Below are 22,968 nucleotides of genomic sequence, written 5' to 3'. Positions count from 1 at the left end.
GGCGGCGGGTGTTCATGGGGTTGGGGCTGTCGTTGGGCATCGCTGCGCTCACCCCAACCTACTCCGGCAAGCCGCCGCCAAATCGCGTTCCGTAGGTTGGGGTGAGCGCAACGATGCCCAACATCGTCCACATGCCGGTGCTGCTCAGCCCGGCCGGCCGAACGCCATGCAGTCGGTGAACAGCCCGCGCACACCGGCCGCGATCAGGTCGCGCGCGCGCGCCATGTCGTTGACCGTGTAGCAGAGCAGTGGCACACCCGCGTCGCACACCTGGCGCAAGACGTCATCGTCGAGAGCCGCCTCGTTGCAATGGATGGACACCGCGGCGTGTTGGCGCAAGCGGGCCGGCCAGTCATCGGGAATGTCGTCGAACAGCAGACCGCGCGGCAGATCGGGCGCCGCCTCGCGCGCCGCCTCGAGGGCGTCCATCGAGAACGAGGACAGCAGCGGCGGCCGCAGGCCGGCAGGCCAGCGCGCGGCGACCGCGAGCGCGACGACTTCGCCGGTGCGCCGTTCAAAGCCGATGGCCGGCTTGATTTCGATGTTGGCGGTGATGTCCAGCTCGAGCAGGCAATCGAGCGCCTGATCCAGCGTCGGAATGCGCTCACCGGCAAAAGCCGGGCCGTGCCAGCGCCCGGCGTCCAGGCGCAGCAGCGCCTCGGCGTCGAGCGCGCTGACCGCGCCCACGCCGTCGGTCGTGCGTTCCAGGGTTTCGTCGTGGATCAGCAGCGGCACACCATCGCGGCTCAGCATGACGTCGAACTCGACCATGCCGAAGCCGGCTGCCGCACCGATGCGGATCGCGGCGAGCGTATTCTCCGGCGCCGCCGAGCCACCGCCGCGATGGGCGATCCATAGCGGATAGCGCCAGGGCGACAGCCTGGACGTCATCGGGTCGGCTTCAGGCGGGATCGAGCAACTCGCGCGCCTGACGCGCGACGTCGTCGTCGGTCAGCCACGCGATGGCGCTCAGCATTCCCACCGACGTGCCGGCGGCGACGCCTTCGCGCACCCACTTCTCGATCGCCTTGACGCGCGCCGCGTCGTCGAGCGCGAGCAGCCGGCGCAGCGGTTCTCCGACCGACGCGTCTTCACGCGCCGAGCGGATCAGCAGGACGAGTTGATCGACTTCACACATGGACCTGCCCTCAGCACCGCCGTGTCGAGCACAGCCTTGGCCGGCTTGCGGTCGGCCCACAATTCTTCCAGTTCTTCGTCGAGCACCGCACGCACGCGCGGGTTGCTGGCGGCGATGCTGGTCTGCTCGTCCTTCGCACCGGCGCGACCGGCCAGCTGGCGCAGTGCCACCCGGGCGACGCTGTCCGCGGTCGGCGCATCGACCGGGCTGATGGCCACCATGCCGGCGCGGTTAAGCGGGATGAAGCCGGTGGCCAGCGACCACCGGGCCTGGCGGTCCGGATCGAGCAGGAAGGTGACAAAGCGCGCGATGGTGCGCGTTTCCTCGGCGCCGCGACCGGCGCTCACCCACAGGCTGGCACCATCGGCCAGCGTATGGCGCGGCGCGTTGCGGATGTCTTCGTGAAAGGGCAGCGCTGCGACGCCGACATCGAACCTGGCATCGCGCTTGATCTGCGGCCAGGCCGAGGAGCGTGCCGTCAGCACCTGACACTGGCCGCCGGCAAACATCGGCACCGCCTCGTCAGCGCGACCGAAAATGTGCAGGTAGCGGCTCTTGTACCAGGAAGACATCATGGCCAGATGCTTCACCTGCACCAGGCCGTTGATGGCGAGCGCTTCGCCGGTCTTGCCCTGCTTGCGCGCGAACGGCTCGTTGTGCCAGGCGCTGATGTTGTCCACGTGGATCTGCGTCGGACGCGCGCTGGTGTAGGGGCAGGCGTAGCCGCCATCGCGCAATGTGCCGAGCGCTTCCTGCAGCGAGAACCAGTGCGTCGGCGGCACGTTCGGGTCAAGTCCGACACGGCTGAAGGCGTCGCGGTTGTAGAACATGACCGGTGTCGTGAGCCCGATCGGCAGCGCGTTCAGGCGGCCTTTCGCACCATTCAGATAGGGCGGCATCGGCGCAGGAATCGCTGCGTGGGTGAATTTTTCCTTCGCGGTCGTCATCACCTGATGCAGCGGGGTGTAGCGCGGCTTGCCATCGAGGAAGCGCTGGCGCGCGCCGTCGTCGAGCACCAGCATGGCCGGGAGTGCAGGCGCCGCAGCGTCCGTTTCTTCCCAGTTGCGCGTGCTGAGCACGATCTTCTGTCTGGCCTTGCCGCCGGCGTTGAAGTCATCCACCAGCGCCTGCAGGGCAATTGCCGTGGCCTCGTCCAGGCCGTGCGCCAGTTCGATCTCGGTGGCTTCTTTCGGCGCGGCGGCCTTGGTGCCGGCTTTCGCACTGGCCTTGGCGGCGGGTTTGCCCGCCTTGGCGCTGGCCGCCGGCTTCGCGGTTGCTGGGTTGGCTGTCGCCGACATTGGCGCGAGCATGACGCTGGCCGCGATCAACGCGGCTAACGGCTTGATGAACATCCGGAAATCTCCTCTGTACAACATGGCTGGGCGCCCCGTCACGGCGCCGGATTGGTATAGCGCAGGTGCAGCGCGTCGATGGCTTCGTTCAGCGCGTTCGACAGCGTTACGGCCCACGCATCGATGTTCTCCCGCAACTGGCTGCGCGTGGTCACACCGATCAGGGTACTCGCCACCGCATGGCGCCGATAGCAGAACGCGAGCGCCAACTGGGTAGCCGTAAGTCCGTGTTCGTGCGCCAGCTGGGCGTAGGCGCGCGAAGCCGGCGCCACGTTCTCCTTGAAGTAACGCTGACCGAACTGCGGAAATTCGGTGATGCGACCGGCCGCGTCGGCGCGTTCGGCGTATTTGCCGGTCAGGTGGCCGAAGCCCAGCGGCGAGTACGCCAGCAGCGACACCTGCTCGCGCGTACACACCTCGGACAGGCCGACATCGAAGGTTCGGTTCATCAGGTGGTAGGCGTTCTGGATGCTCACCACGCGCGGCAGACCTTCGTCGGCCAGCCGCAGGCAGGTCATCAGCCCCCATGGCGTTTCGTTCGACACCCCGATGTGGCGGATCTTGCCCGCATCGATCAGCCGGCCGAGCGCCTCGAGCTGGCTGCGCAGCGACTCCGCCTCGCGCTCGCCCCCCGGGTCGTATTCGTACTGGCCGAACATCGGCACATTGCGCGCCGGCCAGTGGATCTGGTACAGGTCGATGTAGTCGGTGCGCAGCCGCGCGAGCGATCCTTCGACGGCCTGACGGATATTGCTTTCATCGAGCGCCAGCGGCCCGCCGCGTATCCATTCGATGCCGCGCGCCGGTCCGGCCACCTTGGTCGCCACGATGACCGATTCACGCGGGCGATGCGCAAGCCAGCTGCCGACGATGCGTTCGGTGTCGCCGAAGGTTTCCGCGCGCGCCGGGACCGGGTACATTTCGGCCGCGTCGAGAAAGTCGATGCCGGCCTCGAAGGCCTCGTCCATGATGGCGTGGGCCGTGCGCTCGTCGACCTGCTGACCGAAGGTCATCGTGCCCAGCCCGATGGCCGGGACCTCAAGCGTCGAGCGTCCGAGACGGCGGCGCGCGATATCCTTCGTGCCGACAGGCTTCATTCCGGTAACTTTCGTAAGATTCATGCGGCAAACCGGATTGCGTCCCCAAGGACGCGACATGTAACACAGACCGGTCGGCCCGGCGCGGATTCACCCAGATCGGAAACACCTTGAAAACAAATCCCCTCGGCCTGCTGCTGTATTGCCGTGCCGGCTTCGAGCGCGAATGCGCGCAGGAGATCATGGACCGCTGCGGCGACGCCGGCCAGATGATCGAACCGCAGGCCCAGGCCGGCAGTGGCTATGTCGAAGCATTTGCCGATGCACGCGCGTTGAGCGCACTGATGCGCAAGCTGAGCTGGCAGGACCTCACGTTTGCCCGCCAGCTGGTGTGGGCGGGCCGTACCGTAGAAGGCATGACGCCGCGCGACCGCGTCACGCCGGTGGTCGAAGCCGCGCTTGAACTGGCGCCGGGGTTCAGCGACTTCCTGATCGAAACGCCGGACACCGACACCGTGAAGGCGTTGTCCGGCCTCAGCCGCAAGCTGGAAGGCTTCGTCAGTCAGGCGCTCGAAGCGGCCAACGCCTTCAGCGACGACCGCGATGCACCGCGCCTGCACATCTTCTTCACCGCGGCCGACCGCGCCACGGTGGCGCTTTCGTGGCCCGGCCGTCGCAGCGAGTGGCCGGGCGGCATCCCGCGCCTGCGCATGCCGCGCGAGGCGCCGTCGCGCTCCACGCTCAAGCTGGCCGAAGCGTTTCACAGCCTGCTGACCGAAGACGAACAGGAAAGGCTGATCAAGCCCGGCATGAGTGCGGTCGACCTCGGCGCCGCACCGGGTGGCTGGACCTGGCACCTCGTGTCGCGCCATTTCGAAGTGACTGCGGTCGACAACGGGCCGATGAAGCCCGAATTGCTCGAAACCGGCCAGGTGCGCCACAAGAAGGAAGATGGTTTCCGCTTCGTGCCGCGCAAGCCGGTCGACTGGCTGGTGTGCGACATGGTCGAACAGCCGCGCCGGGTCGCGGCTCTGGTGGCGCGCTGGGTGGCGCAGGGCCTCTGCCAGCACGCCATCTTCAACCTGAAGCTGCCGATGAAGCGCCGCTATGAAGAACTGCAGCTGTGTTCCGACCTGATCGCCGAAGCGCTGGAGTCGGTCGACAAGAAGCACGAACTGCGTTTCCGCCAGCTCTACCACGACCGCGAGGAAGTCACCGGCTACCTGGGTGTGCCCGGCAAGTCCGCTTCCGCCCGCCGCCGGCACGGCTGAGCTGAGCGCCTGCTGTGGGGGGGGCCTGCTGAGTGGGAGCTCCTGTTGTGGGAGCGGCTACCACAGGGGTCGCTCACAGGAAGCCCACACAAGCTCGCGCCCGGGTTCCTGAACGTCGAATCCGCGCCACACGGAGACGCGATCCTGCACTGTGCGATAATGCACGCGCAGTCGCCTCGCCGGTCATGGCGGGGCCCGGAGTTTCCGATCCGGCCGGATTGCCCGGCCCGATCCTCCACTTCCCCCGCCCAGGCGCCTGCGCCCCGGGCTCGATAACCGCGCCAGGCTCACGCTGGCGCGCACTCGCGCCGGGTTTTCCGGAACCGATTTCCCCAGCCTGAACCGGCATGCCAGGCGGAAGTCCTTACACAAAGAGCTTCGCATACATGTCGTTTGAAGAACTCGGGCTCATCCCCGAATTGCTGCGCGCTGTCGCAGACACCGGCTACACCACGCCGACGCCGATCCAGGCACAGGCCATTCCCATCATTCTGGCCGGCCGCGACGTCATGGGCGGCGCCCAGACCGGCACCGGCAAGACCGCCGGCTTCACGCTGCCGCTGCTGCAGCGCCTCGCACCGCATTCCAGCAGTTCGCCATCGCCGGCCCGTCACCCGGTGCGCGCGCTGATCGTCTGCCCGACGCGCGAACTGGCGATGCAGGTGCATGAGAGCGTGCGCACCTATTCCAAACACCTGCCGCTGCGTTCGGTCTGCATCTACGGCGGCGTGGACATGAAGGCGCAGGTGAAGGAGTTGCGCGAAGGCCGCGAAATCGTCGTCGCCACGCCGGGTCGTCTGCTCGATCACGTCGAAGGCAAGAGCATCGCGCTCGGCCAGGTGCAGATGCTGGTGCTGGACGAAGCCGACCGCATGCTGGACATGGGTTTCATCCCGGACATCAAGCGCATCCTCGCGCTGCTGCCCGCACAGCGGCAGAGCCTGCTGTTTTCGGCCACCTTCTCGGAAGAAATCAAGAAACTGGCGCAGGCCATGCTGCGCGACCCGCAGCTGATCGAGGTCGCACGCCGCAATGCCACGGCCGAAACCGTCACGCACAAGGTGCACGCCTGCGCGACCGACGACAAGCGTGCGCTGCTGACGCACCTGCTGACGCAGCCGGACTACGTGTCGCGTCAGGCGCTGGTGTTCGTCAATACCAAGTTCGGCGCCAGCCGGCTGGCGGTGCACCTGATCCGTCAGGGTGTGGCGGCCGACGCCATCCACGGCGACAAGAGCCAGCAGCAGCGCACCGAGGCGCTGGAAGCGTTCAAGAGCGGTGCCGTGCGCGTGCTGGTCGCGACCGACGTCGCGGCGCGCGGGCTCGACATTGAGGACCTGCCCTTCGTCATCAATTTCGAGCTGCCGCACAACGCGGAAGATTATGTACACCGGATAGGCCGCACCGGCCGCGCCGGGCGCAGCGGCGAAGCGATTTCGCTGATGGCGCCGGAAGAGCGCGGTCGCGTGGCCGACATCGAAAAGCTGATCCGCAAGGAAATCGAGCCGGCAACACCGGAAGGCTTCGACCCGGGCCGCGCCCGGCAACGCGAAGCGCGCGAATCGAGTCCGCGCGAAGCGCGTGGTGGCGAACGTCCGCGGGAACGCGCCGCCGCCAGCAGCGGTGAGCGGCCGGAACGCCCCGAAAGCGCAGCCCGTCGCGGCCGGTCATCGCCCGGCGACGCCGTGCGTGCGCCGCGCAGTCCGCGTTCATCGGCGAGCCAGGTTGCAGCGGACGGCTTCGACTTCAGCAAGCCGTACGAATCACTGCCCTCCGGCGATGGCCCGGCCGCGACGGCCGACGGCACCGCAGGCAGCGCCCGGCGCGGCAAGCGACAGGTCGCCGCATTGCTGGGCGGCAACGGCAAGCGCTGACCACCGGGGCAGCCTTGCCCCGGCAAACGAACGAACACGCGAACCCGACGACAATCCGACGAATACTTCGTCGGGATAGCGCTCGCGCCACGCACGGCACGAGCGCGCTGACGCGTCGGTGGCGGCGGTGAAGGAATCCCCGATCAATCGGGGCGTTACCCTGCCCACTCCGGGACATACCCTCTGGCGGACGTTCGATAATAGTACGAACGATTTGTAAGAATCGGTTGAAATCCGGACGGATCAGCCGCTCGTGCAACCGGTCGCCCAGTTTGTCCGGCGCGAACGCGACCGCCCGCCCCGCTGCGTTACCCACGCCGCATCTGCGCCCCGACAGAATACCTACCCGCCGCAGGGCCTTTATCCGCGCGGCTCAGGGAAGATATCCCTTCTCCAGGGCCCTGCCACGCGTGCCTGAGCAGCCGCCCGCCAGGTGAGTCCGAGCCGGATTTTTTGGCGAGAACCCGATAAATGGCATGCATTTTGCAAAACCCGGGCGTCGCTCGTTGCGACGAAAATCCGACAGTCAGACGACTGATCCAAATTCGAGGAGACCATCCATGAAAAGAACTGCTCTTGCAGCGCTCGTCCTCACCGCATGCGCGCACAGCACCATCGCGTACGCCGGTGTGACGGACGCCGACATCGTGAACGACGCCAAAACCACCGGTAACGTTCTTTCGTGGGGCATGGGAACCGAAGGCCAGCGTTTCAGCCCGCTCAAGCAGATCACCCCGAAAAATGTGAAGCGTCTGGTGCCCGCCTGGTCGTATTCGTACGGCGGCGAGAAACAGCGCGGTCAGGAAGCGCAGCCGCTGGTCATCGACGGCAAGATGTTCGTCACCGCCTCGTACTCGCGCGTGTTTGCGCTCGATGCCAAGACCGGCAAGCGCCTGTGGACCTACGAACACCGCCTGCCCGAAGGCATCATGCCCTGCTGTGACGTGATCAACCGCGGCGCAGCCGCCTTCGACAACCTGATCATCTACGCCACGCTCGACGCACAGATCATCGCGCTCGACCAGACCACCGGCAAGGTCGTGTGGAAGGAAAAGATCGACGACTACCAGGCTGGCTACTCGTCGTCGGCAGCGCCCATCATCGCCAACGGCCTGCTGCTGACCGGCGTGTCGGGCGGCGAATTCGGCATCATCGGCCGCGTCGAGGCGCGTGACCCGAAGACCGGCAAGATGGTGTGGATGCGCCCGACCATCGAAGGTCACATGGGCTACCGCTACGACGCCGACGGCAACAAGACCGAAGCCGGCATCAGCGGCACCACCAATGCAACCTGGCCGGGCGACCTGTGGAAGGTCGGCGGTGCAGCCACCTGGCTGGGCGGCACCTATGACGCACGAACCGGCCTCGCCTACTTCGGTACCGGCAACCCGGCGCCGTGGAACAGCCACCTGCGCCCGGGCGACAACCTGTACTCGTGCTCGACCGTCGCGATCGACGTCAAGACCGGCGAAATCAAGTGGCACTTCCAGGGCACGCCGAATGATGGCTGGGACTACGACGGTGTGAATGAATTCGTCACCTTCGACATGAACGGCAAGCGCATGGGCGGCAAGGCCGACCGCAACGGCTTCTTCTATGTGCTCGACGCCAACACCGGCAAGTTCGAGCGCGGCTTCCCGTTCGTCAAGGCGCTGAACTGGGCCAAGGGCCTGGACGAGAACGGTCGCCCGATCTATGACCCGGCAAACCGTCCGGGTGACCCGACTGCCAGTGCCGATGGCAAGAAGGGCAACGCCGTATTCGCGACGCCTTCCTTCCTCGGCGGCAAGAACCAGATGCCGATGGCGTACAGCCCGGACACCGGCCTGTTCTACGTGCCGTCGAACGAGTGGGGCATGGAAATCTGGAACGAACCGATCACCTACAAGAAGGGTGCGGCCTACCTGGGTGCCGGCTTCACGATCAAGACGCTGGACGCCAAGGACATCGGCGGCGACTACATCGGCGCGCTGCGTGCCGTGGATCCGAAGACCGGCAAGATCGTATGGGAAGTGCGCAACAACGCCCCGCTGTGGGGTGGCGCGATGGTCACCCGCGGTGGCCTCGTGTTCTGGGGCACGCCCGAGGGCTACCTGAAGGCGGCTGATGCCAAGACCGGCAAGGAAGTGTGGTCCTTCCAGGTCGGCACCGGCATCGTGGCGCCCCCGATCACCTGGGACCAGGACGGTGAGCAGTACGTCGCCGTGACGGCCGGCTGGGGCGGCGCAGTCCCGCTGTGGGGCGGTGACGTGGCCAAGAAGGTTGCTTACCTGAACCAGGGCGGCTCGATGTGGGTGTTCAAGCTGCTGAAAGATTGATCCGGAAGATCTGAAGACTCCTCCTTGCGCCCCGCTGTTGGGGCGACCGTAACCGGCGCCTGTTGGCGCCGGTTTTTTTCCTTCCTGTCTGGTTGGTCAGCAGGCTCACTGACCGTTCTGCCTGTCAGTGCACCCGGCAACGCAGGTTGATGCCTCGGGGTGGCGTACCGGTATTGCAACCGATTTCTGTTTGCCGTGCAAAAATGCGGCCTCGCAGGAATACATCCCCGCACACACAATACCTCTGGAGACCAGGAATGAAGAACAGATTCACCGCGCTCATGCTGTGCGCCGTCATGTGGCTAGGCGCCTTCGCCGGCAGCGCATGGGCGCAGGGCCGCGACCTCGACGAAGTCATCAAGAGCGGCCAGATCAAGGTCGCGCTGTACAAGGAATTCGCCCCGTTCTCCGACGTCGCCACGAGCGGCATCGACGTTGACCTCGCCAGACTGCTGGCCGAACGGCTCGGCGTGAAGCTCGAAATCCTGTGGTTCTCCGCTGACGAGAACATGGACGATGACCTGCGCAACATGGTGTGGCGCGGCACCGTACTCGGCTACGGCCCGGCCGACGTCATGCTGCACGTACCCATCGACGCGACCTACACGGCACGTAACGACAAGGCCATGTTCTTCGCACCGTATTACCGCGAGAAGTTCGCCATCGCCCGCAATGTCGAGAAGATCGACAAGCTCGAATCGCTCGATGCCTTCCGCACCCAGCGCGTCGGCGTCGAAGTGGAAACCTACCCCGCCACGGTGCTGCTGTCCGCAGATGGCGGCGCCTACCGCAACAACGTCGGCCATTACAAATCGGCCGGCGAGGCCCTGACCGCGATGAAAAACGGCGAAGTCAGTGCCGTCATGGCCATGCAGAGCGAACTGGAAGCCGGTCTGGCAGGGTCCAGCGGCTACGTCATTTCGGACGTGCCGCTGCCGCTGGTCAATCGCCGTCAGTGGGTCATCGGCCTCGCCGTGAAGTCAGGAAACGAAAAACTGGCCCAGTCGCTGCAGGCCGCGATGAACAGCATTGCGGAAAAGGGCGAACTGAAGGACATCTTCAAGCGCCATGGAGTCGAGTATCGCGCCCCCTGACGCACGGAAGAACGGCATGTCGACCCGGTCGGCGTGCACGATGCGCTCGCCCGCTGAGGCGACCAGGCGTTGAATCAAAAACAAAAGCCCCGGATCGCCGGGGCTTTTGTTTTTTTAACCCGCTATCGGGTCATCACTGTGGTTCAGCTGTGCTTGTAGTGCTTGCGCAAGGGCTTCACCACTTCCCACATCGACTTCATGCCCTTCGGGAACACCACGAAGTCGCCGGCCTTGATCACGACCTTGTCGCCGCCTTGCGGCGTGACATGGATCTCGCCCTCCAGCAGATAGGCGCTTTCTGTCATGCCGAAATCGAGCGGAAACTTCGACACTTCCTTCTCCCAGATTTCCCAGCTCGACACGCCCAGTTGTTTGAGCTTGTCTTCCGACGGATTGTGTTCAACGATGATTTGAGACATGGTCATTCCCGGGTTGGTGACTGAAATTGCTGCAAAAAACTGCCCGAGCAAAATTCAGGCAGCTTGAATATTCCGGACGATCGCGGCCTGCAATCAAGGATGCGGCCGGATCCTGCGTCATCGGCACGCGCGACGCATCGTCACCATCGCCGCCGTACGTGTCAAGGCGGCCTCACCCCTGATCGCAGAAACGAACCACATCGCTCCGGCGCGGGCCAGCTTCCCGTGGACGAATTCCCGCGAACGGAACAGGTCGGGACTTCATTCCGCCGGAGCGCAGCGCAACGACAATCGGCCTGGAGCTGTCCCTGTGGGAGCGGCGATCCACTGCCGGCCCTGCATGGCCGGCCGGCTCTGCGGGCGGCGAGCAGTGCTCGCCGAAACCCCCGCTCCGCCCCCGCCGCGATACGCGCTTCGAGCAGCGATTCTCGCGGCGCAATCGCGGCGGGGACGCCGCTCCCGCAGCCGCACAGTCTTTCCCACAGCGCTTCCACAGTCCCTTCCACTGCCCGTTCCACACGCAGCATCCACAGGCTGCTCCAATAGCGCCCGCCGCCAGAGCCGCGGGGCTTATCGCAGGACCCGGGCATCCGGTGCCGGATCGAGCACGAACCTAATGCTGTGGTGGCGCCCCTCCCCGTCCAGCGCGGTCAGCCGGTGTTCGCCGGGGTCGTCGAGCAGCACCTTGCCGCCGGCGTCCGGCGTCACCCGTCGGCCATCGAGCAGCCAGTACACCGTGCCCTGCGCGCCACGCGCCGCGAGCTGCAGCGACACATGGCGCTGATGCGGCGCGGGGCGCAGGCGCAGGCCGTCGGTGAGGCCGACGATGCGCAGCGTCGCGGCCGGGGCGGTATCAATCGGTGCGCAACCGGGTTGCCAGTCGGGCAGGCGCTGGTCCGCCGGCAGCCAGTCGGCAAGCCAGGGTTGCAGCAACACGGGCCAACGTGCGAAATCCTGCGCTTGCCCATTGCCGCAGCCGGAAACGGTGCGCAAGCCGCTGGCCGGAGCGATCCACATGGTTTGCCGCAGGCTGCTGCCGTCGATGCGGTCCGGACGGGTCGGTGGCACGGCGCCGGCGAGCGACCAGGCGCTGCGACGGCGATGGCATAGTGGCGCGGGCATCCCGGCCGTCGCCGTGCCGAGTGGCCAGCAGATGTCGACCGGCTGCACCGACGCCGGCCGGTCACGCGGTGCAGGCGCTGTGCGCGGCAGCGCCGCAGCGATGTCCTTCAGCAACGGCGCTGCCGCGTTGGCGCCGAAGAAGCCGGGATTGGGCGTGCCGTCGGGCCGTCCTATCCATACACCGAGCGCATGGCGGCCGGCCACACCGACCGCCCAGGCATCACGAAAGCCGAAGCTGGTGCCGGTCTTCCAGGCCAGCGGCGCGCTGCCACCGCCTTCGATGAAGGGACGGTCAGGGTGGCCGCCACCTTCCAGAATATCCCGCACGATCCACGCCGCACCTTCGCTCATCAAACGCGCTTCGACGCGTGGCGCGTCCGGCGTGAGGCGCGGCGTGCCGGCCAGGCCGCCGGCAGCCAGTGCGCGGTAGGCGCCGACCAGTTCTTCGAGCGTGACACCGGCGCCGCCCAGGATGAGGCTCAGGTTGGGCTGCTCACCCGTAGCGATGCGCAGCTTGAGGCCGCCCGTGGCGAGCCGGGCGGCGAAGCGCGGCGGCGTGATCTGGTCCAGCAGGTCGACGGCCGGCACGTTGAGCGAGCGCTGCAGCGCTTCGGCAGCGCTGACCGGCCCCGAAAAATCGGCCTGGAAATTGCCCGGCTGATAGCCGCCGAAGGTCTGCGGCGCGTCGATCAGCAGGCTTTCGGAATGGATGAGGCCGTCGTCCAGCGCCATCGCATACAGGAAGGGCTTGAGTGTGGAGCCGGGCGAGCGCACGCCGCGCACCATGTCGACATGGGCGCTGCGCGCTGCATCGCTGAAGTCGGCCGAGCCGGCATAGGCGCGCACCTCAAGTGTGTCGACATCCATCACCAGCGCGGCGATCGACACTTTCGGCGGCAGTACCGAGGCGCGGTCGGCCAGCAGGTGCTCGACCGTGCTCTGCAGTTCGCGGTCCAGCGTGCTGGCGACGCGAGTCAGGCCGCGCCGGTCCGATCGGCGCACCTGGCCGCGCAGTCGTTCGGCCGCCAGCGGTGCCAGCCAGCCACCCTGCAGACGCTGTGCGATGACCGGTTCGATACGCGCGTCGGCCACCACCTCTGGCGACCAGATGCCGAAGGTGGCCAGCCGTGTCAGCACGCGGTCGCGCGCGACCTGAGCGGCCTGGGGCGCGCGGTCCGGCCGCAGGCGACTGGGCGCGCGCGGCAGCGTGGCGAGCAGCGCCGCTTCGGCGTGACTCAGGTCGCGCGACGGCTTGCCCAGGTAGGCGCGACTGGCCATTTCGACGCCTTCGACAATGCCACCCATCGGCGCGTGATTCAGGTAAAGCGTGAGGATGTCGTCCTTCGACAGCCGCCATTCGAGTTGCAGCGCGCGCGCCATCTGGCGCAGCTTGCCGCGCGGCGTGCGCGGCACCGGTTCGAGGATGCGTGCGACCTGCATGGTGAGCGTGGAGCCGCCGGACACGATGCGACCGCTGCCCGCCCACTGCCACGCAGCACGCGCCAGCGCAGCCGGATTGACGCCCGGATGCCAGCGGAACCAGCGGTCTTCATAACCCAGCAGTGCCTCGACATAGCGCGGCGACACGTCGGCCAGCGTGACCGGATAGCGCCATGCGCCATCCGCACCCGGCCAGGCACGCAGCGGGCTGCCGTCGCGCGCCAGCACGATGAAACCGTCGTCCCGGCCGGGCAGCGGCGGCGGAAACAGGCGATCAAGCAGCCACAGCGCGCCGAGAAACACCAGTGCAGCGAAGAGAACGCGGCTGAACAGGCGCCCGGCGCCCGGCGCCGCCGGATCGATGACAGCCGGTAAGGACACTCAGCGCAAGCGCAGCGCGGCGCCGTTTCCAGGCGCGGACGGCGGCACCGGGTGGTGCACGCCGGCGTTCGTAGCACGGCCGTCGATGCGACCGTCGATATCGACAACGTCGACAACGTGGACCACCTCGACCGCCTCGACCGCGCGCGCATACAGCCAGCAAGCCGTCGCCACCACGGCCACGGCGATCCACATGCCGTAGGGGTTGCGGCCATCGCGCCGCCGCTGCGGGGGATGGTGTGGCTGCCGATGCTCGGACTGCTCGCCAACTGGCGACGCGTCGTCCCGGGTCGACTGCCGCGGCGCGTCGGCAATGCCGCTGATCGTGCTGGTTTCCCAGCGCTCGATGACGGCACGCCCCGCGTCATAGTGGTGATCATCCACCATCAGCCGGACCAGGCCGGCAGCCGGCAATTCGCCCATGCCGCCCTGCAGGAACTCACCGTGAATCACGGCGGGCACGCCTTCCTGTGCCAGCAGGTCCTTCAGCAGATAGGCTTCGACGAGGCTGGCCGCTTCGTAGAGGGTTTTCATCGTGATCGGTGCACAGAGGATGAATGCAATGAAGAGTACACCACCGCCGCGGGCAGATCATGTTGCAGCGCTCACAGCGCCCTCGCATTACGGTCACGGGGATCGGGCTTTGCATACTCCGCACGCAATCCGCGGTCGGTCGCCGCGAGGTCGACCGAAATCCGCAGCGCGCTTGCTGCATCACCTGAAGGCGCCACAGCAAGGCGGTCACCGCTGAGCAAGCAGTCATGTGCGCGATCGAGGCTGACCGGCAGCGCACGGAAATAGCCGCCTGCGTCCTTCTGATCGCTGACGGTCACGAGGTCGCGCGGCAATGGCGCCGGCAGATCGACGCCATTGCCGCGCCAGCGCGGCACGAAGTCCGCCGCCGGCGGCAGCACGACCGGATCGGCGGGCTGGAACTCGGTCAGTGCGGTACCGGAGGCGTCACGCCAGAACAGCCTGAGCCGTGGCAGCGCGGTGCCGGGCCGCCATGCGAAATGCAGGTCTGCGCCGTTGCGGCACATGTACGCATGCATCTGTGTCGCGGTGTCCGCCCAGTGACCGCCCGACATCGCTTCGACGCGCTCGACCGTCACACCCGCCGGCGCACGCAGCGACTGAACAAGGAGGTCGCCGGTGCCGCCGCCGACGGCGGCCAGCCGGAAACGCAGCACCGGCCGCACGTCATGCGGCAGCGGCCGCTGATCGGTTGCTGCCACGCGTGCGCCGTCGATCAGGCGAACCAGATGGAAGTAAGGCATCTGCAGCGCGCTGATGATGCCGACCGGCGACAACAGCATCAGCAGACCGCTGACCGCCAGCCATGCACTTTCACCCCGACCCAGCCGCGGTGAGGCGAGCCACCCGGCCAGCCCGTGCAGACCGAACCACAGCAGTGGCGCCAGCGTGAGCAGTGCGGCATAGAACACCGCCAGGCCTTCCATGCCCGACACTGCGCGCGCGGCGAACAGTACGGCGACCACGGTCAGGGCGAGGATGGGCAAGGAACACAGGCGCACGAACAGCGCACCGCCGCCCTTGCCGCGCGCCCGGAACATGCGCTGTTCGATCACGATCAGTACGCCGACGGCGATCAGCAGCGCCAGCAGCACGCCGCCCCAGAAGACCAGGCCGAATGTACCGAGCGAATCCGGGGTGCGCGCGAGGGAGGCGAACATGGCAGGTGCGAAGGACGACAGCTTTCAGCGGACGCGCCGCACGTTCAGCCCCGGCGAAGCGAGGTCCTGGAAGCTGTGGGTCAGCACCTCGGCCAACCGGTCTTCGGCGAGCCCGCGCGGGAAGGACACGTCATAGTCGCGATGACGCATGCCGGGCCCCAGCCGGTAGGCGACCCACGCCCCCGACTCTTCGCAAACCTCGACCTCGAACCGGCCGTAGACTTCGAACACCATGGTGCGTAACCGGTAGATTGAGACCACAAAATCCGGATACCCCGCCTGGGACGTACCGGATGCCTGTCCGAAGACCGAAAAACGGCTTTCGTGGCGCCATCATTCACGATGAACCGGGCCGCTACCGTGATGAAGCGCGGCGGAGCACATCGCGCGAGCAGATATTCGATTCGCCGTGCCAACCTGCTCACCCGTTGCTCAAGCCAGATAGAAGCTCGACCGTAAAAGCGGACTGGATGGCGTCGGCTGAAAGCCCGCGTCACCGGCGACCGGACATAAGGATAACGCCAACACGATGAGCGACAAGGCCACCGAACAAACCTATGTTGCGCTTCTGCAAAACTGGATCGCAAGTCTGCGCAAGCGCTTCAAACTCAGCCCGTCGTGGACGGCCGCAATCGACAGGCTGGAGCGCCGTCTGGCCGAGCGCCCGCAATCGGTCACCGCACTCGATGTGGGCCGCCTGTTCCAGCCGCTCGAAAAGCATCGCGCCGTGACCGAGCACCCCCCCGGCGCCGACCGCGCGCTGCAATACCTGATCGAGTCGGGCCGCCTGGGCGCGATCGACAAGGCTTCGGACGAGCTCTATGCGTGGTTCCGCAAGCACTGCCTGTGGGCCACCGGCAGCCTGTCGATCAACGTCAGCGAACTGAACACCCACACCTCCGACGAGGCGATCCGCCAGTACTTCAATGCCGGTTGATGCGCAGCTTCAGCTGATGCGGCGATAGCCGCCGGGCACGCCGGCCGGCGACAACACCCACTGCCAGAGCTGGATGTCGCGTGCGCGGAACGCACCGGCGCACGACAGCAGGTAATAGCGCCACATGCGGCGAAAGCGCTCGCCGAGCCGGTCGGCAAACTGTGGCCAGGCAGCGTCGAAATTGCCATGCCAGGCCATCAGCGTGCGGTCGTAGTCGGCGCCGAAGTTGTGCAGGTCTTCGACCACGAACAGATCCTCGAGCGAGTGGCCGATCTGGTCGACCGCCGGCAGGTCGCCGTTGGGGAAGATGTAGCGGTCTATCCAGGGGTCGGTCGCGCCACGCCGCGTGTTCTTGCCTATCGTGTGCAACAGCAGCAGGCCGTCCGGATGCAGACAGCGCCGCGCCACCTGCATGAAGGTACGGAAGTTCTTGCGCCCGACATGCTCGAACATGCCGATGCTGGCCACCCGGTCGAAGGCCTCGTCGACCTCGCGATAGTCCTGCAGCCGGAACGCCACCGGCAGCCCTGCGTAGCGTGCGCGCGCCCACTCCATCTGTTCGCGCGACACGGTCACGCCGACACATTCCACACCGTAGTGCTCGGCCGCGTAGCCGATCAGGCTGCCCCAGCCGCAGCCGATGTCGAGCAGACGCATGCCGGGTTCGAGCTTGAGCTTGCGGCACACCAGATCGAGTTTGGCATCCTGCGCAGATGCGAGGTTATCGGCGTCCTTCCAGTAGGCGCAGGTATAGGTCATGCGCGGATCGAGCATGGCCGCGTAAAAATCGTTGCCCAGATCGTAGTGACGCTGGCCGACCTGCCAGGCGCGCCGCCGCGTCTGGCGGTTGAACAGGTGAGCGCTGAGCGCGTGCATGACGATGCGCGCCGGCTGCACGCGCTCGCCCAGACGTGCCCGCAGCAGCCGGGCGAAGAATTCGTCGAGACGGTCGGCGTCCCATTCACCATCCATATAGCTTTCGCCCAACCCGAGGCTGCCCTGCGCGAGCAGGCGCGCCGGCAGGTCCGGCGAATGGATGCGCATGTCCCACGGTTCCGGTCCGTCCGCTTCGATGCCGGCCTGCGCCAGCAGCCCTGACAGCACGCGGAATTTCGACGAACGGGCGACGTCCTGCGGCGGCGCCCTGAAAAGTGCTTCGCGCAACATGGCGACACCTCCCGGACTTCGGAACCACGAGTTTAGACCAAGTCCAGACCAGCGCGCGGGGCGCGGCGCGGATCGGGAAATCCGCGCAACCGCGACTCAGGAAAATCGCGAAGCGCTCAGCCGCCCAGGCTTTCCAGAAACTGCACCGCCACGTCTTCGCTGCGCGTGCGGCGCATCGGCGGCAGGCTGCGCCAGATGGTCTTGCCGTAGTGCTTGTCGATCAGGCGCGGGTCGCACACGACGAGCACACCGTGGTCGCGCTCGTCGCGGATCAACCGGCCGGCGCCCTGCTTCATGCTGATCACGGCATGCGGCAGCTGGTAATCCATGAAGGCGTTGCGGCCTTCGCGCTTCATGTGTTCGATGCGCGCCGACAATACCGGGTCGTCCGGCGGTGCGAACGGCAGCTTGTCGATGATGACCAGCTGCAGCGCGTCGCCACGCACATCCACGCCTTCCCAGAAACTCTGGCTGGCGACCAGCACCGCGTTGCCGGCGGCGCGGTGCCGCTCGAGCAGCTCGCTGCGCGTGGCCTGGCCCTGCATCAGCAGCGGGCGGTCAGGATCGTAGGCCGACAGCTTGTCCTCGATCAGTTCATGGATGCGCTTCATCGCGCGCAGCGAGGTGCACAGCACGAACACGCCACCGCGGCAGGCCTTGATCAGCGGCCAGGCAGTGCGCGCCACCGCTTCGGCGTAGGTGGGCGCGGACGGCTCGGGCATGTTTTCGGGCGCATACAGCAGCGCCTGTTCGCCGTAGTTGAACGGGCTGCCCCACTGCGCGGTCTCGGCGCCGGCCAGGCCCAGTTCGCCGCAGTAATGGCCGAAGTCGCCGCCGACCGCCAGCGTAGCCGACGTGAATATCCACGCCCGCGGGTTGTCTTCCATCTGGCGCCGGAAAATGTCGGCCACCGACAGCGGCGTGGCGTTCAGCGCCAGCGCCTGCGTATACACCTCGGCCCAGCGCACGCGGTCGGGCTGGTCAGGCTTCTGCCAGCGTTCGATGCGCGCCACCAGATCGAGCGAGCGCTGCCAGCACTTTTCCAGCCCCTCGCTGCGCCCGGCCTGGGTTTCGAGCACGCCGGCCAGCTCGCGCAAGGCGTCCAGCACGGTGGCCAGCGCCGGCGCGAACGCGGCGCGTTCGTCGATCTGCACCGCCGACAGCCGCACATTCTCTTCGCGGAACACCAGCCGCAGGTCGCGCGCCGCCTTGGCCATGCGCTCGGCGGCTTCGGGCAACTGCTTGAAATCCTTGGCGTTGATGACCGCCTCGGCACGCGTGTCGCGCGCCAGTTCCAGCAGCTGCGAAGTCGATACCGACTCGCCGAAGAACAGGCTGGCGGTTTCCGCCAGCTGATGCGCTTCGTCGAACACCACCGCATTGCAGGCCGGCAGCAGTTCGGCCACGCCCTCGTCACGCAGCATCAGGTCGGCGAAGAACAGATGGTGATTGACCACCACCACGTCCGCCTCCATCGCCTCGCGCCGCGCCGCGGTCACGAAACATTCCTTCGCGTTCGGGCAATCCTGGCCCAGACAGTTGTCGCGCGTCGACGTGGCCAGCTGCCAGGCGCCCGACTCTTCCGGCACCTCGGTGCATTGCGCCTTGTCGCCGCTGCTCGTCACCTTGGCCCAGCGCGCGATGGACTGCAGATGCCCGGCCTCTTCGCGCGAGCCGAGCCGGCCGTCGTGCAGGGACCGTTCGAGGTGGTAGTGGCACAGATAGTTGGCGCGCCCCTTCAGCAGCGCGATGGTCACCGGCACGCCGAGCGCGCCGCGCACCGTCGGCAGGTCGCGCTGGAACAACTGGTCCTGCAGCGTCTTGGTGCCGGTCGACACGATCACCTTGGTGCCGGACAGCAGCGCCGGCACGAGATAAGCGTAGGTCTTGCCCGTCCCGGTGCCCGCCTCGACCACCAGCACCCCGCGCTGTTCGATCGCCGCCGCCACCCGCTCGGCCATTTCCGTCTGCTGCGCACGCGGCGTGAAGCCTTCGATCGCCCGGGCAAGCGGGCCGTCGACGGCAAAGGTGGTGGGAATGTCTGACACGAAGTGTGATCGGAAGGAGGTTGGCCGAAGTGTACAGCACGCCTCGGTGCTGACCTGCAAGGCAACGCGGATTTCTCGACCGAAAAATCTCTTTGGTATATTCGGGTGCGGCACGGATCATTGTTGACCTCGCGCCCCGAATACGACTTCTCGAAAGCGGCGAAGAACCCCGGCTGCACAACTCAAGAAGCGGACCACGATCGGGTTTGACGAGGATACGATTCAAATCACTTGCAGCAGAGATCGGCATTCCCGGGCAAAGCCTGATCAGCGGCCACTGTATGTGCGGCGCTCTGCCCGCGGCGTCGATCCCGCCTGGTCTTCACGCTGGATTGTCGTGATTGGCGACAATGCGTGCGTCGCCAACCCGACAGGGCGGCGGCCTGTTCAGAGCCGCTTCAGCCCTTCTTCGTAGGTGATGACTTCGTAGACCTGGGCGTACTTGAGCGCTCCGTCGGCGATGGTATCGACCTTTTCGGCCGTATCCATCTTCTTCATCTTCGTCTTGTCGAGGTACAGGAAGTCGATCAGTTCGTTGTACACCGAGGTGTCATCGATCGGCAGCACATAGACCGACACGCCGTCGAATTCGATCTGGTAGCGCGATGCGCGATCGAGGTCGGACACATAGATGAAGTATTTGCCGCCCGCCTTGATATTGGGGCCCAGGGCCGCAATCAATGCGGGCAGCGCTTTGAAGGACGGCAGCGAACCTGCGAGAAACGAAAGGGTCGCTTCGCCGTTGTCCGCCACGGCAATGGTCTCCTTGAGCACCACGGGCGGTTCGGTCGTCAGGGTGATTTCACCGCGGAAGCCGAAACGGCCGGGCAGGTGCGTGGACCCTTTGAGTGCGGGCTTCTGCAGACGACCTTCAGCTTCAAGGCGCTGAAACGCGGGGGATTCGGTGGTGGCAGTCATGGCGTGTCCTGTTGATCCCGTCAGCTGGCTGAAGTGCCATCGCGGGGGAGTTCTTTCGGGGGCGAAAGCGGTGGAAGGACAACAGAGCCTGGCGCGAAAATGTCGCTCGGGCAGAGTCGTTAGCAGGTCTTCAAGCAAAGGCGCGCGGCCGGCCTTGCGTTGCGCAAGACGCGATGGAATCAGCGGTTGATCGACGTGGTGCGGGCAGGATTGCCCGGACCTGCCGTCGCCATGTGCGGCACTCCCTCAGCTTGGACAAAGCACTTATCGAGCCACGCAGCCGAAGCCGCTGGTTTGCCGTGCTGCCTGACCGGCGCTACCGCCCCGGACCACAACAATGATCCTGCTCCGGCGCACGCGGTCGCACAGATCGCGGAGCTTGAAGCGGAGCAAAACCGCCTCTTGGCCTCGTGGACGCCGCTGGACGACGACGACCTGCCCTGACGTTCCGGTGTGGCGTTCGTGGTGGATCGGGCGATGGGGTCACCCGGGCAGCCGATGGCTATTGTGTAGCGACTGAGCTGCTGAGCGGCTGGCGGCGCTTGCTGGCGAGCAGCACGGTTGCGTCGGCCGCCGGCAGCGGGCGGCTGAACAGGTAGCCCTGCATGACCTGGCAGCGGTGTTCCTGCAGGAAGGCAAGCTGGGGCATCGTTTCGACGCCTTCGGCGACGACTTCCATGCGCAGCGCGTGGGCCATGGCGAGAATGGAGGCGCAGATCGCGGCGTCATCCGGGTCGTCGGAAATGTCGCGTACGAAAGAACTGTCGATCTTGATCACGTCCAGCGGAAAGCGCTTCAGGTAGGCAAGGCTGGAATAGCCGGTACCGAAGTCGTCCACCGCGATCGACACACCCATGTCCTTGATCTGGCGCAGCACGCGTACCGATTTCCCGGCGTCCTGCATGAGCAGCGATTCGGTGATTTCGACTTCCAGATTGCCGGCGTCGAGACCGCTGTCGCGCAGCGCGCTGGTGACGGTTTCAACCAGATCACTGCCGGCGAACTGGCGCGCCGACAGATTCACCGCCATGCGCAGGTGCGGGCCGAATTCGTTCACCCAGATGCGCGCCTGGGCGCAGGCCTGGCGCAGTACCCAGGTGCCGATCGGCACGATCAGGCCGGTCTCTTCGGCCAGCGGTATGAATTCCAGCGGCGACAGCAGGCCGCGGTGCGGGTGGCGCCAGCGCACCAGCGCCTCGAAGCCGGCGATGCGCCCGTCGCGCGTCAGGTCGACCTTCGGCTGATAGTGCAGCTCGAATTCATCGTTGGCCAGCGCGGCACGCAGTTCGCGTTCCAGCTCGAGCCGGTTGTTGGCCGCGCCGCCTTCTTCCGGGTTGTAGAAGCGCAGCGTGTTGCGCCCTTCCTTCTTCGCCCGGTACATCGCGAGGTCGGCGTGCTTGAGCAGCGTGCCGGCGTCCGCACCGTCGGTCGGGAACAGGGCCACGCCCATGCTGGCGGTGCAGTAGATCGGATGGCCGAGCAGTTCGACCGGCGGCTCGATGGCGCGCATCAGGTTGCGGCACACCGTTTCGGCGTCGGCCGCGCGCTGCAGGTCGGGCAGCACGATGACGAATTCGTCGCCGCCCTGGCGGGCCAGCGTGTCGCTCGCCCGCAGGGCGTGCGACAGGCGCTCGGTGATCTGGCGCAGCAGTTCGTCGCCGGCGTCGTGGCCCATGCTGTCGTTGATGACCTTGAAGCGGTCGATGTCGACGAACAGCACGGCCAGCATGGTCTTTCCGTCGGCCTGGCGGATCAGCGCTCGATTGAGACGATCACTCAGCATGGCGCGGTTGGGCAGGCCGGTCAGGGCGTCGAAGTTCGCCGCCTGGAAAAGCTTGGCTTCGCTGAACTTGTGCTCGGTCACGTCGCGGGCGATGCCGTCGACGCGCGCGCGCGCGCCCGATTCGTTGCACACCACGCGCGCGCGGTCGTGTATCCAGCGTACCTCGCCATCGGGGCGCACGATGCGGTACTCGCTCGCCAGACTGCCGACCTTCGACACATCCTTGAGTGAATGGCGCATGCGCTCGCGGTCGTCCGGGTGCACCATGTCGAGCCAGTCGACGCGGCCGTCGAGGAATGCCTCCGCCGGTACGCCGTAGATATTGACCGCAGCCGGGTTGAGATAGACCAGTCGCTGCGTCCTGAGATCGATCGACCAGATGATGTCTTCGAGGGTGGCGAGGATGCTCTGCAGGCGCAGTTCGCTCTCGCGCAGCACGGCATTCGCCGCCATCTGTTTGTGCCGCGCCGCCGCCTTCTTCAGTTCGCGGTCGATGATGGCCGGCAGGCGCTGCAGGTTCTTCTTCAGCAGGTAGTCCTGTGCGCCCGCCCGCATTGCCGCGACCGCAATGTCCTCGCCGATGCCGCCCGATACGATGATCAGCGGCAGATCGGGGTCAAATCGCTTGACGATGTCCAGCGCGTCCAGGCCATTGAAGGTCGGCAGCAGGTAGTCGCTGATGACGATGTCCCAACGCGCGCTCGCCAGCGCGTCGGCCAGTGCCCTTTCGGTTTCGACGCACACCGACGTGACGTCGTAGCCACCGGCCCTCAGGCGGACCAGAAGCACGCACAGGTCAACAGGATTGTCTTCGACAATCAGCGCGCGCAGGGGGACCGCGTCCGCGGGTGAGGCGGATTGCTCGCGAACCACCATGTCGCGGGGAGTGTCCTGCATTGGGTGTGGTCTCCTCTATGTCCTCATGTACCGATCGGGACGTGAGTGAGTATCGGCAACAACGCCGGCTCACTTGAG

The 22,968-nt window shown here is 66.4% G+C and carries 19 protein-coding genes; 6 read left to right on the top strand and 13 right to left on the bottom strand.

All coding sequences use genetic code 11. The features are described from left to right. Positions 1-144 precede the first annotated feature (144 nt). From ugpQ to Q8Q80_RS13340, 4 genes are read right to left on the bottom strand one after another with little or no spacing between them, the layout of a single operon-like run. The gene (ugpQ, locus tag Q8Q80_RS13355) at positions 145-891 is read right to left on the bottom strand and encodes a glycerophosphodiester phosphodiesterase (RefSeq protein ID WP_305633382.1); all 747 of its coding nucleotides are present in this window, start codon (positions 889-891) and stop codon (positions 145-147) included. 10 nt (positions 892-901) lie between these two features. Beyond that, positions 902-1,138 carry a hypothetical protein gene (locus Q8Q80_RS13350; protein ID WP_305633381.1) on the bottom strand — a complete coding sequence of 79 codons (237 nt, stop codon included), beginning with the start codon at positions 1,136-1,138 and terminating at the stop codon, positions 902-904. Continuing rightward, on the bottom strand, positions 1,108-2,490 hold the full coding sequence (locus Q8Q80_RS13345; RefSeq protein WP_305633380.1) for an extracellular solute-binding protein: 1,383 nt from the start codon (positions 2,488-2,490) through the stop codon (positions 1,108-1,110). The genes Q8Q80_RS13350 and Q8Q80_RS13345 overlap by 31 nt, the downstream gene beginning before the upstream one ends. Positions 2,491-2,528: 38 nt before the next feature. Next, positions 2,529-3,611: an aldo/keto reductase gene (locus Q8Q80_RS13340; protein WP_305633379.1), complete on the bottom strand. Its 1,083-nt coding sequence runs from the start codon at positions 3,609-3,611 to the stop codon at positions 2,529-2,531. An 86-nt stretch (positions 3,612-3,697) separates the two neighbouring features. Here Q8Q80_RS13340 and rlmM point away from each other — a divergent pair, with 86 nt between their 5' ends. The 4 genes from rlmM (at position 3,698) to Q8Q80_RS13320 (ending at position 10,084) form a co-directional block, all read left to right on the top strand. Continuing rightward, complete coding sequence (gene rlmM, locus Q8Q80_RS13335) at positions 3,698-4,798, top strand: 23S rRNA (cytidine(2498)-2'-O)-methyltransferase RlmM (protein ID WP_305633378.1); 1,101 nt, start codon at positions 3,698-3,700, stop codon at positions 4,796-4,798. A gap of 386 nt (positions 4,799-5,184) precedes the next feature. Next, a complete protein-coding gene (locus Q8Q80_RS13330) occupies positions 5,185-6,672 on the top strand; it encodes a DEAD/DEAH box helicase (protein ID WP_305633377.1) in 1,488 nt (495 codons plus the stop codon). A 560-nt stretch (positions 6,673-7,232) separates the two neighbouring features. Then, the gene (locus tag Q8Q80_RS13325) at positions 7,233-8,990 is read left to right on the top strand and encodes a PQQ-dependent methanol/ethanol family dehydrogenase (RefSeq protein WP_305633376.1); all 1,758 of its coding nucleotides are present in this window, start codon (positions 7,233-7,235) and stop codon (positions 8,988-8,990) included. Between the two features lie 257 nt (positions 8,991-9,247). After that, entirely contained in the window at positions 9,248-10,084 is an 837-nt protein-coding gene (locus tag Q8Q80_RS13320) for an ABC transporter substrate-binding protein (RefSeq protein WP_305633375.1), read from the top strand. 143 nt (positions 10,085-10,227) lie between these two features. Here the strand turns inward: Q8Q80_RS13320 and Q8Q80_RS13315 are convergent, their stop codons facing one another. The 5 genes from Q8Q80_RS13315 to Q8Q80_RS13295 form a co-directional block, all read right to left on the bottom strand. Next, the gene (locus Q8Q80_RS13315; protein WP_305611320.1) at positions 10,228-10,503 is read right to left on the bottom strand and encodes a cupin domain-containing protein; all 276 of its coding nucleotides are present in this window, start codon (positions 10,501-10,503) and stop codon (positions 10,228-10,230) included. 570 nt (positions 10,504-11,073) lie between these two features. Then, a complete protein-coding gene (gene pbpC / locus Q8Q80_RS13310; protein ID WP_305633374.1) occupies positions 11,074-13,446 on the bottom strand; it encodes a penicillin-binding protein 1C in 2,373 nt (790 codons plus the stop codon). Then, entirely contained in the window at positions 13,447-13,980 is a 534-nt protein-coding gene (locus tag Q8Q80_RS13305) for a DUF2007 domain-containing protein (RefSeq protein ID WP_305633373.1), read from the bottom strand. A gap of 71 nt (positions 13,981-14,051) precedes the next feature. Next, a complete protein-coding gene (locus tag Q8Q80_RS13300) occupies positions 14,052-15,140 on the bottom strand; it encodes a hypothetical protein (protein WP_305633372.1) in 1,089 nt (362 codons plus the stop codon). A 24-nt stretch (positions 15,141-15,164) separates the two neighbouring features. Further along, positions 15,165-15,374: a hypothetical protein gene (locus Q8Q80_RS13295; RefSeq protein ID WP_305633371.1), complete on the bottom strand. Its 210-nt coding sequence runs from the start codon at positions 15,372-15,374 to the stop codon at positions 15,165-15,167. Between the two features lie 295 nt (positions 15,375-15,669). Between Q8Q80_RS13295 and Q8Q80_RS13290 the strand changes: the two genes are divergently transcribed. After that, positions 15,670-16,077, top strand: a complete 408-nt coding sequence (locus Q8Q80_RS13290; RefSeq protein WP_305633370.1) for a hypothetical protein — start codon at positions 15,670-15,672, stop codon at positions 16,075-16,077. Between the two features lie 9 nt (positions 16,078-16,086). Here the strand turns inward: Q8Q80_RS13290 and cfa are convergent, their stop codons facing one another. The 3 genes from cfa to Q8Q80_RS13275 all read right to left on the bottom strand — a co-directional run bounded on the left by cfa (position 16,087) and on the right by Q8Q80_RS13275 (position 20,210). Then, on the bottom strand, positions 16,087-17,244 hold the full coding sequence (cfa, locus tag Q8Q80_RS13285; protein WP_305633369.1) for a cyclopropane fatty acyl phospholipid synthase: 1,158 nt from the start codon (positions 17,242-17,244) through the stop codon (positions 16,087-16,089). Between the two features lie 116 nt (positions 17,245-17,360). Further along, positions 17,361-19,292 (bottom strand): ATP-dependent DNA helicase, encoded by a 1,932-nt coding sequence (locus Q8Q80_RS13280; RefSeq protein ID WP_305633368.1) that lies wholly within the window; start codon positions 19,290-19,292, stop codon positions 17,361-17,363. A 387-nt stretch (positions 19,293-19,679) separates the two neighbouring features. Next, the gene (locus tag Q8Q80_RS13275) at positions 19,680-20,210 is read right to left on the bottom strand and encodes a hypothetical protein (protein ID WP_305633367.1); all 531 of its coding nucleotides are present in this window, start codon (positions 20,208-20,210) and stop codon (positions 19,680-19,682) included. A gap of 186 nt (positions 20,211-20,396) precedes the next feature. Here Q8Q80_RS13275 and Q8Q80_RS13270 point away from each other — a divergent pair, with 186 nt between their 5' ends. Then, positions 20,397-20,654: a hypothetical protein gene (locus Q8Q80_RS13270; protein WP_305633366.1), complete on the top strand. Its 258-nt coding sequence runs from the start codon at positions 20,397-20,399 to the stop codon at positions 20,652-20,654. A gap of 58 nt (positions 20,655-20,712) precedes the next feature. Here Q8Q80_RS13270 and Q8Q80_RS13265 read toward each other — a convergent pair whose 3' ends face one another. Then, complete coding sequence (locus Q8Q80_RS13265) at positions 20,713-22,890, bottom strand: bifunctional diguanylate cyclase/phosphodiesterase (protein ID WP_305633365.1); 2,178 nt, start codon at positions 22,888-22,890, stop codon at positions 20,713-20,715. Positions 22,891-22,968 lie beyond the last annotated feature (78 nt).

The sequence above is a fragment of the Methyloversatilis sp. genome (assembly GCF_030698125.1).
GTDB lineage: Bacteria > Pseudomonadota > Gammaproteobacteria > Burkholderiales > Rhodocyclaceae > Methyloversatilis.
This window is presented reverse-complemented; position numbering and strand designations above follow the sequence as displayed.

Bases quoted from the DNA above. Each gene is read 5' to 3' on its own strand.
- ugpQ (WP_305633382.1), bottom strand. From the start codon at position 891: ATGACGTCCAGGCTGTCGCCCTGGCGCTATCCGCTATGGATCGCCCAT.
- Q8Q80_RS13350 (WP_305633381.1), bottom strand. From the start codon at position 1,138: ATGTGTGAAGTCGATCAACTCGTCCTGCTGATCCGCTCGGCGCGTGAA.
- Q8Q80_RS13345 (WP_305633380.1), bottom strand. From the start codon at position 2,490: ATGTTCATCAAGCCGTTAGCCGCGTTGATCGCGGCCAGCGTCATGCTC.
- Q8Q80_RS13340 (WP_305633379.1), bottom strand. From the start codon at position 3,611: ATGAATCTTACGAAAGTTACCGGAATGAAGCCTGTCGGCACGAAGGAT.
- Q8Q80_RS13330 (WP_305633377.1), top strand. From the start codon at position 5,185: ATGTCGTTTGAAGAACTCGGGCTCATCCCCGAATTGCTGCGCGCTGTC.
- Q8Q80_RS13325 (WP_305633376.1), top strand. From the start codon at position 7,233: ATGAAAAGAACTGCTCTTGCAGCGCTCGTCCTCACCGCATGCGCGCAC.
- Q8Q80_RS13320 (WP_305633375.1), top strand. From the start codon at position 9,248: ATGAAGAACAGATTCACCGCGCTCATGCTGTGCGCCGTCATGTGGCTA.
- Q8Q80_RS13315 (WP_305611320.1), bottom strand. From the start codon at position 10,503: ATGTCTCAAATCATCGTTGAACACAATCCGTCGGAAGACAAGCTCAAA.
- Q8Q80_RS13305 (WP_305633373.1), bottom strand. From the start codon at position 13,980: ATGAAAACCCTCTACGAAGCGGCCAGCCTCGTCGAAGCCTATCTGCTG.
- Q8Q80_RS13300 (WP_305633372.1), bottom strand. From the start codon at position 15,140: ATGTTCGCCTCCCTCGCGCGCACCCCGGATTCGCTCGGTACATTCGGC.
- Q8Q80_RS13295 (WP_305633371.1), bottom strand. From the start codon at position 15,374: ATGGTGTTCGAAGTCTACGGCCGGTTCGAGGTCGAGGTTTGCGAAGAG.
- Q8Q80_RS13290 (WP_305633370.1), top strand. From the start codon at position 15,670: ATGAGCGACAAGGCCACCGAACAAACCTATGTTGCGCTTCTGCAAAAC.
- cfa (WP_305633369.1), bottom strand. From the start codon at position 17,244: ATGTTGCGCGAAGCACTTTTCAGGGCGCCGCCGCAGGACGTCGCCCGT.
- Q8Q80_RS13275 (WP_305633367.1), bottom strand. From the start codon at position 20,210: ATGACTGCCACCACCGAATCCCCCGCGTTTCAGCGCCTTGAAGCTGAA.
- Q8Q80_RS13265 (WP_305633365.1), bottom strand. From the start codon at position 22,890: ATGCAGGACACTCCCCGCGACATGGTGGTTCGCGAGCAATCCGCCTCA.